This window comes from Candidatus Babeliales bacterium, from assembly GCA_035944115.1.
Lineage (GTDB): Bacteria > Babelota > Babeliae > Babelales > Vermiphilaceae > DASZBJ01.
In genome coordinates, this window is the sequence record DASZBJ010000012.1 from 128998 (window position 1) to 143221 (window position 14224).

15 protein-coding genes are annotated in these 14224 nt (G+C 41.1%); 13 read left to right on the top strand and 2 right to left on the bottom strand.

Features of this window, described 5'->3' with window-relative positions:
* The first annotated feature begins 71 nt into the window (after positions 1–71).
* From VGT41_01325 to VGT41_01355, 7 genes are all read left to right on the top strand, one after another.
* Positions 72–725, top strand: a complete 654-nt coding sequence (locus tag VGT41_01325) for a hypothetical protein (GenBank protein ID HEV2600915.1) — start codon at positions 72–74, stop codon at positions 723–725.
* 176 nt (positions 726–901) lie between these two features.
* The gene (locus VGT41_01330) at positions 902–1381 is read left to right on the top strand and encodes a hypothetical protein (protein ID HEV2600916.1); all 480 of its coding nucleotides are present in this window, start codon (positions 902–904) and stop codon (positions 1379–1381) included.
* 69 nt (positions 1382–1450) lie between these two features.
* The gene (locus VGT41_01335; GenBank protein HEV2600917.1) at positions 1451–2416 is read left to right on the top strand and encodes a hypothetical protein; all 966 of its coding nucleotides are present in this window, start codon (positions 1451–1453) and stop codon (positions 2414–2416) included.
* Positions 2417–2492: 76 nt separating this feature from the next.
* Positions 2493–3476 (top strand): hypothetical protein, encoded by a 984-nt coding sequence (locus VGT41_01340; GenBank protein ID HEV2600918.1) that lies wholly within the window; start codon positions 2493–2495, stop codon positions 3474–3476.
* A gap of 1 nt (position 3477) precedes the next feature.
* The gene (locus tag VGT41_01345; GenBank protein ID HEV2600919.1) at positions 3478–3795 is read left to right on the top strand and encodes a hypothetical protein; all 318 of its coding nucleotides are present in this window, start codon (positions 3478–3480) and stop codon (positions 3793–3795) included.
* A gap of 88 nt (positions 3796–3883) precedes the next feature.
* Positions 3884–4585: a hypothetical protein gene (locus VGT41_01350; GenBank protein ID HEV2600920.1), complete on the top strand. Its 702-nt coding sequence runs from the start codon at positions 3884–3886 to the stop codon at positions 4583–4585.
* A gap of 94 nt (positions 4586–4679) precedes the next feature.
* Positions 4680–6578: an ABC-F family ATP-binding cassette domain-containing protein gene (locus VGT41_01355; GenBank protein ID HEV2600921.1), complete on the top strand. Its 1899-nt coding sequence runs from the start codon at positions 4680–4682 to the stop codon at positions 6576–6578.
* Positions 6579–6629: 51 nt separating this feature from the next.
* Here the strand turns inward: VGT41_01355 and VGT41_01360 are convergent, their stop codons facing one another.
* Entirely contained in the window at positions 6630–8516 is a 1887-nt protein-coding gene (locus VGT41_01360; protein ID HEV2600922.1) for a transketolase, read from the bottom strand.
* A 23-nt stretch (positions 8517–8539) separates the two neighbouring features.
* A complete protein-coding gene (locus tag VGT41_01365) occupies positions 8540–8740 on the bottom strand; it encodes a hypothetical protein (GenBank protein ID HEV2600923.1) in 201 nt (66 codons plus the stop codon).
* Between the two features lie 121 nt (positions 8741–8861).
* Between VGT41_01365 and VGT41_01370 the strand changes: the two genes are divergently transcribed.
* The 6 genes from VGT41_01370 to VGT41_01395 all read left to right on the top strand — a co-directional run bounded on the left by VGT41_01370 (position 8862) and on the right by VGT41_01395 (position 14211).
* Positions 8862–9887, top strand: a complete 1026-nt coding sequence (locus VGT41_01370; GenBank protein ID HEV2600924.1) for a hypothetical protein — start codon at positions 8862–8864, stop codon at positions 9885–9887.
* Between the two features lie 41 nt (positions 9888–9928).
* On the top strand, positions 9929–10453 hold the full coding sequence (locus tag VGT41_01375) for a DJ-1/PfpI family protein (protein HEV2600925.1): 525 nt from the start codon (positions 9929–9931) through the stop codon (positions 10451–10453).
* 174 nt (positions 10454–10627) lie between these two features.
* Complete coding sequence (locus tag VGT41_01380) at positions 10628–11191, top strand: hypothetical protein (GenBank protein HEV2600926.1); 564 nt, start codon at positions 10628–10630, stop codon at positions 11189–11191.
* Positions 11192–11196: 5 nt separating this feature from the next.
* Positions 11197–11382, top strand: coding sequence for a hypothetical protein (locus VGT41_01385; protein ID HEV2600927.1), 186 nt, complete (start codon positions 11197–11199; stop codon positions 11380–11382).
* A gap of 448 nt (positions 11383–11830) precedes the next feature.
* Complete coding sequence (locus tag VGT41_01390; protein ID HEV2600928.1) at positions 11831–12793, top strand: hypothetical protein; 963 nt, start codon at positions 11831–11833, stop codon at positions 12791–12793.
* A gap of 188 nt (positions 12794–12981) precedes the next feature.
* Positions 12982–14211: a hypothetical protein gene (locus tag VGT41_01395; GenBank protein ID HEV2600929.1), complete on the top strand. Its 1230-nt coding sequence runs from the start codon at positions 12982–12984 to the stop codon at positions 14209–14211.
* Positions 14212–14224: the final 13 nt, after the last annotated feature.

Here is a 14224-nt window from a genome sequence, read left to right on the forward strand (position 1 = left end):
CTATAGAATGAACGTGCCCATCTATCCCGTAATCGAATAGCTTCCACCCAACACACATTAATAGGAATGTCATGAAAGTAAAATTCACCCATTACGTGACCGTGCTATTGTTTACAACATACATGCAAGCGTCCCTATTTGCATCATCCGATCAACCACATGAAAGTACCACACACCAATCTTCTCCAAAGCTGGAGTTAACCAAAAAACTGACGAAAAACGATAATACATCTTGCGAATCAGAAGCAGAAAAATCTGCTTCCACACACCACCTACAAATCAACTGGCCCGATAAATCAGCCTCCCACTTAAGTGGCGCACAATTTACTATAAAACTCCCTCGACAACCAAACGATATGAGCAATCCATTGCAGCCTGGTTCTACTGGCCACCATTTTTATGGAACATTAATTTCTAAACTCAAAAGAACACAAGAAGTTCTGGACCATATGAACTCTGACCAATGGAACAACTTATCCGCAGCAGCACAAGAAGAATTCATTGATAATCATTACGCACAAGAGCAGCAAGAGATCGCACATCTGCAGAAAAAACCCTCTATTTTAAAAAGATTATTTACACAACCATTTGTAGGTGTTGCTTTATTTATGTTATCAAACACAAAGGCCCTTACTAACCATGCGCCATTATTAGAACATGCCAATATACAAGCAGTTGCATGCATACAGGCTGTCGCAAGCATGATATATCAGCTGCTACTATAACGTGGCTCTATATCAGAAGATGGTAAATACCTCCGAATATGGTGCGTTCGCCGAGGCTCTCTTCCGTCTTCGTTAAAATTCCGCATGCAAAAAATAACGTCTGACTCCATAGACAAAAGCACTGAATGTAATTATATTGCTGCAAGTAAATTCAACCCAATACTACAAGGAATCAGATGAAAAAAATAACCCTCACCGCATTATTGCTTTCTACATACGCATGTACCAATGCACATCAACAAAAGGCAACAGTGGCATATGATGAGAGCGAAACAGATACAACCAAAACAGAAGTGCAAACCCCTGCCGCCAGCCCATCTACTCCCCTGCAAACAAATTCTGCTACTCCATCGAACACATTACAATCATCGACTAAGCAACCGCTGACTGTGGATGCATCATTCCATGCCATTTTAGACACAGAGATGACAGCAGCACAGGATCAAATAGCATTCTTGACATCACCTCATTGGAAGATTCTCACACCAGAACAGAAATCACAGGTAATCATTGAACATCACGCAAAACAAAAAAGCGCATACAACAAATTATTTAATATTAAAGAAAAATCTAAGTTCAGGAGATTTGCAGAAATGGCTTGGGTGGGTGTGATAGGCTACTTTGCTGGAAACGCGTTCCCTTTGAAAAGAAGATAATTCATCTATCGAAAATCCCTATCCGTTATTGCTAGACTAAGAAAAAAAGTAGCAATATGGGTAGGGAATATGGTAAAAAAGAGAGTATTATATATAATTTTTCTGTGCAGCATAACGGTACTGCACTATGTTGATGCAAAAAAAACGCATATTAAAAAAACAGTTATCATAACTGGTACTAATCAACAGAAATCTCCCGCACCTACTAACACAGAAAACATATCCACAGCTCCAATCACCATCACCATTTGGATACATGGCACGACTCCATCAATTGCAAAACTACCGATCAACAGTATTCAACAGTTTTTTTATACTAAGCAGGGTATTTTTGACCCACGCACCTTGAATCCTACAACTCACCGTCATCAAATTGGCACAACGCTCACCGAAAGCCCTCTCTTTCCTGCGCAACATTTTTACATGTTTGGTTGGTCCGGAACATTATCATTTGCTGCTCGGCAAAAAGCCGCTGAACAGCTCTACGCAGAGCTCATTACACTCTGCGATCACTATCAAAAAACATATAGTACAACCCCACGCGTCCGGCTGATCACGCATAGCCACGGTGGAAATGTCGCTCTGAATATGGCAACCATGACGCAACGCCCAACAGATCCTCTGGCGATCGACGAACTTATCCTCCTTGCATGCCCCGTACAAGATCACACCGCACAGCACATCAATAACCCCATGTTCAAACAGATATATTCGCTTTATTCCACCAAAGATTTTTTACAAATAATCGACCCGCAACAGTTATATAGCCCCACCAAAACATCCTCTTTCTTTTCTCGACGGCGCTTTACGCCCCATCAAAAAATACGCCAAGTGAAAATTCAGATAAATAAACGATCTATCTCTCACATTGAATTCATTTTATCCCGTTTTGTCCGTATGCTACCCAAGGTCTTATCTGAAATAAAAACATGGGCATCTGACGCCTGGGATGATCCGTCCACCGAGCATACACTCCGTATCTCAACCCATAACCAGAAAAAAAGAAAGTTTCAGAGCGAAAACCCATCTGTTTGACAAGACAGCAATAATGAGGAAAGATGAACTTATATAATCAGAGTAATTGAATATAATTTTATACGGTTGTTAAATCATGAACCAACGCAATTTTTTTCGTAAACCATATCTCACCCTTTTAACGTTTACCGCGATGCTTTCTGGTTGCGCTGGCTCATCTGCTAAAAAACAACAAGTTAAAAAAACGATCTGGATGGCCGATTCTACCCCCCGCAAACAACATGCTCCAATCCAGAATGATATCTCTGCACCACAAACCAACTGCCAGCAAATGGTAACTATTTGGGTCCACGGGACCTGTAAAACCTATCATTTTGCACCATATGGCCCGATTAAAAAGTTCTTTTATACTAAGCCAGGTATCTTTGACCCACGAACCCTTACCACTGACATGCACCATCACACCATCGGTAAAAAAATATGCCAAAGCGCACCTGAACAGTTCCCTGCAGATCATTTTTATATGTTTGGATGGTCAGGAATATTATCATTTGAGGCACGAGAAGAAGCTGCACATCAGCTCTACCAAGAAATTATCACACTGCTTGAACAGTATGAGCAAACACATGGCTACCGTCCACGCATTCGTCTCATAACCCATAGTCATGGCGGGAATGTGGCACTAAATCTTGCCCGAATTGCCTCTCAATACAGTACACCGCTCCGCATAGATGAACTCGTCTTGCTTGCATGTCCCGTACAAGACCTCACGGCACCATACACACAAGATCCAATGTTTACTACAATATATTCACTCTATTCCAGCACCGATTTGATTCAAATTGCAGACCCACAGGGTTTATATGCGCAGCAAAAAAATCATACCACTTCCCTCTTTTCTCGCCGCAAATTCAGCCATCATCCAAAGATTCGTCAAGTGAAAATTCAAATCAATAAACGATCTCTGGCACACGTAGAGTTTATACTATCTCAATTTGTAGATATGCTTCCCCATCTATTAGATGAGATCGATACATGGTCAGAAGAAATATGGCATAATGAAGAAGCACAACCAACGTTGTCTATTATGACGAATAAAAATGAGAAAAAAGGGAATTGAGATGTTAAAATCGCTGCCTCTGGCCACTATCTACTTAGCTCTGCTGAGCACAGCAATGGTGCATGCTGCAAATCCAGGAGAACGATTTGTTCCAAATTCGTCACGATGGGTTGATCCAGAATCCGGCGAAATACAGAGCTCGTCACCGATAAGATCATATGCAGAATCGCAGCGTTTGCTACTTTTCGAAAGCCAACTCCGTTGGCGCCTTACCGATCGCCCAAATCCGAAACGTCGATTAAGCGAAAGTGACACAACTCTGAACGCCTGCCGATTGACATCCGAACTCATAAGACCACGCACGAAATCATTGAGCTAAAATAAAAAATAGACAGCCTCTCTTTTTGCCTATAATATACCCAACCGCACTATCAGTTTTACCTATACAAAAATAGAAAGAGGACCCGATGAAACTAAATTTACTGACGTTAACCGCGATACCGTTACTGATTATTACTACCAGAGCCCTACCTGCCGCTGGCAACCTATTAGAAGAAGCATTTATACATGCAGAGGCATTAGGCGCAGATGGACTTGAGGCAGCTTATGCAGGAGCAGCCGATGCTGCGGAACAAGCAATAACTCGCGGCTTGATACAGATCTTTGGGGATGGAAATGCAAAAAGACTAGCATGGCAACTCAATGAAGCAGGCGCTGCTATACTTGCTGACCCAGACCAAAGCGATGACACAAGAAGCACTGTGACGCGTTTGATGGCAATACATGCCATAGTAACTACACCGTTTGACTCTGAACAGTTTGATAATAAAAGTGAACCACAATCTCCAACTTCTTTTTTTGAAGATATTTTAGGTAGACAAGAAGCAGAACTGGCTGCAAAAAGAGCTTTTTTACTATCACCGCAATGGCGTGAACTATCACCATCAATACAAAAAAAAAGAGTGAGAAAAATGCTCCGTCTCGATCTCTCTACAACAACGAAAGACTTAAGCGCTGCTCTACAACAGTTTCCCCTAGCACCTCTACCGGCGCATAAACACAAAAGAAACGGCAGCGTCAGCCCACAAAGAAGATTATCTGACTCACCGTCAACGCCTCGCGCTCGATCAGCAAGCGCTCCATCAAGTCCTCGCTTGCAACAGAACTAAATATATATAATTTGATTAAAAGAGGGGCTTGCAATGTCCCTTTTTTAATTTTTACCGTTGTTTCCTCACAAATATATGGTATAATAGACGTATTATGATACACGCAGATAATATTAATCTTTCATTCGGATCACAAGTAGTCTTCAACGATATATCGTTCACTGTTCAACAGGATCAAAAAGTTGGACTCGTTGGCCGCAATGGATCAGGAAAATCAACCTTACTTCATGCAATTATTGATAATTCACAACTGGATAGCGGATCGCTAAAATATTTAACCAGTAAAAAAATTGCATATCTCCCCCAAAACGTGGTCCTCGAATCTGACCGCTCGATCATCGATGAGACAGTGCGAGCGATTAAGGAAATTGCAGACTTACTTGATAAAGCAGCTCTTTTGCAACATCAAATGACATCGAGCAATGACACTGCAATAGCAATCGAATATGCACAAGTGCAAGCAACTTTGGCTGATTATAACCTCGAGCAAATGCAGGCGCAAGCAAAGCGAATTTTACAAGGCCTTGGACTTTCTACAGAGCAATTTGACATGCCCGTATCTACGCTGAGCGTAGGATGGAAAATGCGTGTTGTACTTGCAAAGCTCCTTCTGCAAGATGCTGATTTCTATCTATTTGACGAACCGACAAACCACCTTGATTTAATTGCAAAAGAGTGGTTTTTAGAATTTTTAAAGAATGCATCTTTTGGATTTATGATTGTTTGCCACGAACGGTACTTTTTGGATGAACTCTGTAGCCATATCTTAAGCCTTGAACGAGGCAAGGGCATTATGTATACCGGAAATTATTCAAAATTCCTTGCGCAAAAAGAACATAATGACGCATTATTACGATCTGCATACGTGAACCAACAAAAAGAGATCAAACAGAAAAAAGAAACTATTGAGCGATTCCGCGCATCTGCAAGCAAAGCAAAGATGGCGCAAAGCATGATCAAAGCGCTCGATAAAATAGAAATCATTGAACTACCACCTTCTGACAAGATTATTACATTCAACTTTGGATCAATAAAGCCTTCAAGCCGAACCGTGCTGGAAGTGAAAAATGTTGCTCACTCATTTGGCGACAAACAGATTTTTAAAAATGTATCATGTGAAATTGAACGAGGACAAAAAGTAGCCATCGTTGCTGCTAACGGTGTCGGTAAAACAACATTGCTTAACATCATCAACGGTAAAATTCCTTGCCAACAAGGCACGATCAATGTCGGTGGACAAGTAACTTCTGCTTTATTTGAGCAAGATCAAAACAAAATGCTCAACAAAGATATGAGCATTTTAGAAAATGTAACTCAAAGAGCTCGAGAAAAAACAGAACAGGCTGTACGATCTCTTCTTGGTGCATTTTTATTTAGTAATGATGATGTAAAGAAAAAAGTTGGCGTACTGAGCGGTGGAGAAAAAAACCGGGTTGGTATGGTGTGCACGCTCCTGAATGACGCAAATCTACTTATGCTTGATGAGCCCACCAACCATTTGGATATTCAATCAAAAGAGATTTTGCTCCGTGCGCTGAAAACGTACACCGGTACTATGATCTTTGTTTCTCACGATCGTGATTTTGTGAATGATCTTGCAACTCACATTCTTGAACTTACTCCTACTGGCGCATTTTTATACCATGGCAACTTTGATTCATTCTTGTACCAAAAAAAATATGCAACAACTCCTGGAGCAGAATCGAACGGAGCTAAGCCATCGAATAAGCAAAAAGATTTTAAAGAAGAGCTAAGCGCTGGTCCTAAGAAATCAAACAAAGAACTCTTCTTACTCCGAAAAGAATCGAACCGTCTTGAAAGAATGGTTACCAAAGCTGAACAGAAAGCTGCTGATCTACAAACTGCGATCACTGCGGCAACATGGGGTTCAGATGAGGCTACTGCACTACAAAAACAGTTAGTCGATGCTAAAGCAACCCTTCAAAAGTTAACTGCTGAATGGGAAGCGGTAGAAAAGTCGATCAACGAGTAAATAATAGATATCTCCAGAAAACGGTACCAGGAAATCTCCCGGTACCGTTTTTTATTTCTTCTTTTTCACCGCACGCATGATTCCTGCGGCATCAATACCAGCCCATGCAAGCAGCTCTTCCGGCAATCCAGATCGAGGCAACGCGGTGACCGCCAAACAATCAACCGTGATACCACTATTTCTTAACGCATAGGTAACTAACTGTCCCATGCCACCCTGCAGATAATGATCTTCCACCGTAATAAGACGATTGCCTGATTTTTGAGCAACCGAAAGCACCGTTTTATAATCGAGCGGCTTGATTGAATATAAATCAATCACAGCAATGGAAATTCCTTCTCGCAGTAATTGATCATATGCTGCAAGTGCTTGGTGCAGGGTGACCCCGGCAGCAACTACGCATGCAGCATCCTGATCGCTCTGGCGCACTACTTTGCATCCACCAATATAAAAATCTTCGTACGTTGGATACAGCACTGGCGTTTCCATGCGCGTGGTACGCAAATAACTAATTCCCTGATTATATTCAGCCATTGCACCAACTAACACATGCGTACTAATTGCATCACTCGGATACAGCACCACAGAACCTGGCAATGCCGCCATTAACGCAATATCTTCCAACCCCATTTGCGAAGGGCCATCTTGACCGATCGAGATTCCCGCATGGGAACCAACCAGGCGTAGATTTGCATTGCTGATTGCAGCCATTCGAATCTGATCATATGCACGACTGAAAAAAACTGAAAATGTAGAAATGAATGGCATTTTACCCCGTCGCTCAAGTCCAACCCCCATGCTCACCATATTTTGTTCTGCGACAAAACATTGTATAAATCGTTTTGGAAAACGATGTTCGAAAATCTCTGCGAAAGTAGAATTTTTTACTTCTGCATCCAAACAGATCACCTGCTCACAAACACGCCCAAGGGCGGTCACCGCATCTCCATATGCTTTACGCGTTGCGACCATATCACCAAGTGCATACACCGGATCGTGAAAATCAACCCCCACGCATCCAGCTGGTACCGTTTTTTTTATTACCTGCGGCAATTGTGGCGCCCACACATACTCATCATTTTTATACTGCGCTGCAGCTGGAAATGTATGCGCAAGTTGTGTCACCGCAACAGCAAGCTGTTGTTCATCTAATGCTTTGCCATGAAAGTTTTCTTTATTTTCAAACAGTTGTACCCCATGGCCTTTAAATGTTTTTGCCAAAATAATAACCGGCTGATCAGACTGATCCGCATGGGCAAGAGCTCGATGTAAGGTGCCAATAATCTCCTGCATATCGTGACCATCTATACTATACGTCTGACAACCAAATGCTTTAAATTTATCGGCAAATCGCTGAACATGATGACCGTGTAATGATTCATCACTCTGCCCCAACCGATTACAGTCAACAATGCCAATCAAATTATTGAGCTTATAATGTGCAGCGAGTTCAACCGCCTCCCAAATTGATCCCTCTGCTATCTCAGCATCCCCCATCAACACAAACGTACGATAGTTCCGTGCATCCATTTTGGCGGCCAATGCCATACCTGCACCAATTGATAGTCCAATACCCAGCGAACCGGTTGCGCTTTCAGTATATTTAAAACGACGCGTTGGATGGCCTTCTAACTCAGAATCAAACCGGCGGTAAGAAAGTAAATCGTGCTCAGTCAGCACACCGGCCTCTTTCCATGCTGCATACAAAATAGGCGCTGCATGCCCCTTTGATAAGATAAATCGATCATTATCAGGATTGTCAGGATCACGCGGGTCATACTGCATTGCATCAAAAAAAAGTGCTGCCACAATATCTGCTGCAGAAAGACATGACGTTACATGCCCTGATCCGGCTTTTGTGGTCATTATCAAAGAAGAAAGGCGCATGTTATACGCCTTATATTCAAGAAATAGTTTTTTTGTATCCGGTGCGCCCATTGCAATTCTCCAAAAACAAAAACCTATTTTTTATCATTACGATGATTATGCTGATAATGATCATGTTGACTGTGATGCTGGTGCTCACGCTTACGCCAGTTTTCCTTACGCGCATACCCAATCATCTTTGCAATCCCTTCAGCACCACGGGATATTTTACAATGCACTGAATCCACAGTACTTCTCCAATAATCTCTCAATTTGCTAGATCGTATATTTTTCATCCGCTCTCCTTTACCTATTACTACCCAAGATTAACAGACCGTCACCAGGATAATGACACAATCAACCAAACAGCAATAGTTATACTGACTTACCCAATAAATCATGCTACTATACAGCTGTATGAACATAGGAAATTATACACGCAAAACTACTGAGTGGTTGCAAAACTGGTTGTTAGATTTTTTGCAATTACAACTATTTCTGACCATTTTTTCTTTACCGATTTTGGTCGCATGGGGTCTACCCGTATCTGCATTAACTATTTTGGGTAATTTGATTTTTACCCCATTTCTAACCGTTTTCTTATCACTCTCTTGCCTCATCTTTTTTTGCGAGCTGCTGTATATTCCGCAAGGATGGCTTATCTATGCGCTAGAAAAAATCACTATAGTATGGTTCAAAATACTGAACATCCCACAACTTGATTGGCTCGTCGGATTTATCGCACCACCAATGCCGCTCTTACTTCTTCTGCCAATTGTGGCACTTTTTATTATAATTCATCAGAAAACTCGCACCCAATGGTTGAGCATTATCTGTTTTATCGCCCTTTTAATTACCATCTGCGGATATAGCTACTTTGCACGGCCAGCAAACAACCACACCACCATTGCATGTAATAAAGGACAGCTCCATATCATATCTAAAAATAACTGCACTACCGTTATTGATCCTGGTTATCTTGGACAACGCATTTCCGCCGAATCATGGGTGCAGTACCGATTTTTACCGCAGTTCATGCAACAGACAGGTCAAACAACCATCGATCATCTGATCCTACTACAGCCAGGAATCAGCTTATTTAACGCCATTACGCGCCTTACCCATTGCGTTACCATTAAAAATATCTATCTAGTCTGCTGGGAGGAGACCATGAAAAAATCTGGGTTATATGCTTATGGAGCTATGCGAAGAGCATGTATCGAAAAAAAAATAAATCTTGTACGATTTGCGCAACACTCGGTAAGCATCCCAATGTCACCAGACACCACAATTGTCATAACCCCATTATCAGAAAAGATTAAGACTCCCACCATTTCATATCCCGCGTGTGCCATCCATACACAGATTGACAACAACGACATTACCTTCTATTCTGCAAAGTATATAAACAATAAAGAACTATCCGATAATCGTTTATCTTAGTGACAGTAGCAACCTTCTTTGTAGAAAAACGAAAGTGAACAATGGCGACAAATACTATTCTTTTTGTTATTGCACATCAGGGATATCAACCAGTTGAATATGAAGTTCCCAGAAAGCTCATTGAGCAGGCAGGGTTTCAAATATTCACCGCAAGCAATAACCTCGGCACTGCGGTCGCCTCTGACGGCTCGACTACTGAAGTTGATTTTTTAATTAATAGTGTGAATGCTGCAAATTACGATGGCATTTTTTTCATCGGCGGCCCCGGAGCATTAGAAAATCTTGATAATCAAGATAGTTATAATCTGCTTACCGCTGCAGCGCATCAAAAAAAAGTAATCGGAGCAATTTGCATCTCTACTCGCATCCTTGCACACGCAGAAATCCTAAAAGGAAGACATGCAACTGGATGGAATGGTGATAATCTTCTGGGCGGAATTTATAAAGAATATGATGTACACTATGACCCAAAAGAAGTAATTGTTGATGACGCAATCATCACGGCAATCGGTCCAAGCGCCGCACGCGAATTTGGTGAACGCATCATTACCCTGCTACAGGGATAAGAGTTTCTGCAGATTTAAAACATGTGATTAGGTAATACACCCGTATAAAAGCGGGTGTATTTTTGTATATCAAAGCACAAAACCCTTGTTTTATTACCACGAATCATGATACTATGTTTTCATATAGAATAATCCATAGTTAAATAAAAAGACCATTCAAACAAAAGGATAATTATGAAAATGACAAAAAAATGGTATTTTATGAGCTTTGTTGGCCTCACTTTGTTGTCAGGCGTAATGCAATCAGCGTATGATCTTTATAATGAGGAATCAGGATACCAATCTGAAGAGGAAGATCCTGAGGTAAGAGCATTATTGGCATCTACAAGACAAGAATATGAAGAGAAACAACGCGAAGACTATAAACGCGCACAAAGAGCTGGTGGCAGGGCTGAAGAAGAAGAAGAAGAAGAGAAAGAATCCGAGGCTACCGTCCATCCTAGACAGCAAACACTATATGGCGAAATGGGCCAAAGAGTCCTTGCAGACATTCAAGATAAATTAACGCAAGCCGCAGGCATGGCATACTTCCCCGTATTCAACAAAAATATGCTCAATCGCTATCAAACACATATTTTAAATGGCAGTTATCAGGCGCAAGACCTCTCCAAAATTTCAAAGACCGTTAATGATTTATTTGAAGCCGGAATCGAGGTACAGCATAAGGAAGTTCTTGAAAGAAAAAACCCGCCTAAGGAAGAAGAATTGCCATCATACTTCGATACAGCTGGTTTCTAGTCGACATGTATTTTACGGTAATTATCATTACTATTTCCCTTATTATTATGCTTCAGAAAAGGATTCTTAATGACAAGTCTATTAAAAATGAACTTGAGAACGGAAAAGTAGCCGCTGAGCACCTCAAAAAACAAAAACATCAACAAGCTGATTTTGCTGCTGATATAACGGGCATGGGCGGATTTTATTAATAGCGATATACACACAACGCTTTTTATAGCATAAGAATTGATAATCGGTTGCCTAAAAAACAACCGATTATTTTTTTCAGATCATCATTTGCAAGCACTTATTTTCTATCAGTCCTTGTTTTGTTTGCATATTTTAAGCATAATTAAGCCCGTACAAACATATAAAACATCTTACAAATCAAAAAAATATGCTTACCAATAAAACAACACGCGCTCTGCTATTCAGCTTCTGCACGCGAATTTGGTGAACGCATCATTACCCTGCTACAGGGATAAGAGTTTCTGCAGATTTAAAACATGTGATTAGGTAATACACCCGTGTAAAAACGGGTGTATTTGCATTTTTAAACATACAAAACACTGTCTTTTTATCATTACTTTTGCTATTATCATTCAGATGAAAAATTTTTAATCACAAATAAAAACGCAATATCAAAGGATTTTTTCTATGAACATTACAAACAAGCGATACCTCGTTGCCAGCTTAGCAGCTCTCCTTTTTGCACCATGCATAATACAATCTGCTGCGGAAGCCGCGGAAGAAGTTGATCCAGAACTACAACATGTGCTCGCTCTCTCTCAGCAAGCATATGAAGAGGAAACCGCACGATATAACCAAGAATTAGAACGAACATTCTGGCGAAATTGGGCAACAACCCAGCTCGAGGACGACGAAGAAAGAAAAGAACGAAATGCAGCGGCAGCCATTCCAGCAGCACATGAGGATGAAAGAAAAGAGCAAGACAACATTGACCCAGAAGTATCAAGTGATGAAGATGAGCGCCCTGAAGTCATAGAGCTGCGTACCGGAACCCGTTACACACCAGAACGATATATAGGCTACCAACCCGAAGTCATTAGACCGAGGGTAGCGCAGCTACTTGCTGCTGCCAGAAACGCGGCTTCTGCTATGTTGCAACAGGCTACCTATCTCTCCTCTGAAGAAGCAGTTCACCGTGCAATAAAACAAGATATAGAGGACTTTAGCACACTCCCTTTTGAATTTTATCAGACAGAACGTCGTTCGCTCTTTGATGCTATTAATCGAGAAATTTCTCTTCTACACGATTCCATTGAACAAAGATTAGTGGTACCAAGAGCAGAGCATCTAAGAAATATTATCATTCGGGAAGCCCAAGACAATATTCAAGAAGCACAAGCAACCGAGCATTTTAATGAAAGCACTGTTGGACAAATGCAGCAAGATTTAGCCAGATTACAACGTCAAACCAACGTTGTTAGAGACATAAAAGCGTTTAAAACATCTCTCACAACAAACAGAAAGCTTATTCAAGAAACACTTGCCATAGGAAAAGTAGCCGCTGCTGAAAAATCTCAGCAACTCAAAGCCCAGCAACAACAACGGGCTGATTTTGCTGCTGATATAACGGGCATGGGAGGACTCTATTAATAGCGATATACACACAACGCTTTTTATAGCATAAGAATTGATAATCGGTTGCCTAAAAAACAACCGATTATTTTTTTCATATTCTCATGTGCAAGCACTTATTTTCTATCAGTCCTTGTTTTGTTTGCATATTTTAAGCATAATTAAGCCCGTACAAACATATAAAACATCTTACAAATCAAAAAAATATGCTTACCAATAAAACAACACGCGCTCTACTATTCAGCTTCTGCATCATTTTTCCATCTATCCTATACCCAGCCGCTGAGCAAGAAGAACAAAAAGAAAAAATGAGCCTCGACCAAAAACATATTGCATTAATCCGCCGTATCAGTAACCTTGCTGCACCGCTCGGAGACAAGATTGATAGTTGTTTAGATTACAAAAGCCTCTTTGATCCAGAAGCAACCACGTTATATCCAACAACCATTTGGAATAATCCCGCAGATCCTGCACAACTGGTTGCGTATAGCAATAATGATCAATTCATTGTCACTAAACACGCACGCTTAATACGCGTATGGGATACCATCGCTAACACATTACATCGAAAATTTGAACACAATGACATACTGCGCTTACTCGCTATTAGCTCCGACGGACAAACCATAGCAGCAGTCCCTGCTGATGAAAATGATCTTGAAAGAAATGCATCAATTCATCTTATTAACAGCACAACCGGACAGCTTGCTCACGTTATAGCACCTGATCATCTTAAAAAAGATGCTATACGGTGTTTATCTGCGCTCGCCTTCAATAATAATGATGAAGTTCTGAGCACAGGCCATAATGCAGTATATACATGGGACCCTCAGTCACATTGCATTAAACACACACACCATGCAGATCATGATTGTTATATAACAATGATAAAAGCGTTTGCCAATGGTAACATCGCCTCATCTTCAAGTACTGGTATAATGATAGGCCCCGAGAGCGATAACGCTAATCATTTTTTACCTGACTCTGCTACAGCACTCGCTGCTCATAGTGACATAATTGTTCCAGCAATACCTGTGCCGAAAGCACAGCGCCATTATCCTATTGCTTATAAATCAAACAAAAGACATACAAGAGTTCCGATCTATGGTCATAATCCTAAAAAAGAGTATGGAGCTGTGGAGATTTTCACCGAAAAAGTACATTCCTTAGCCTTAAATAATGATTATAAACTCATTGTCGGAGACGACAAAAAGATAAGCATTTGGAACTGGAAACAATTTCCCACTCGCTTCCTTCGCGCGTTCAATTTCAGCGCACAAGGTATACCCACAGTAAGCTCAAATGGCGGCTACGTTCTTACCAACGCAAATGACGGCACGAAGTTAGTCATTTTTAAACCGAACCCTCCATCAGCCGCCATCGCTCGTTCCGCACGTTCGGCTGAACAACGCCTTGCTCAAGCGACAGCACAATAAGAAATAGATTATA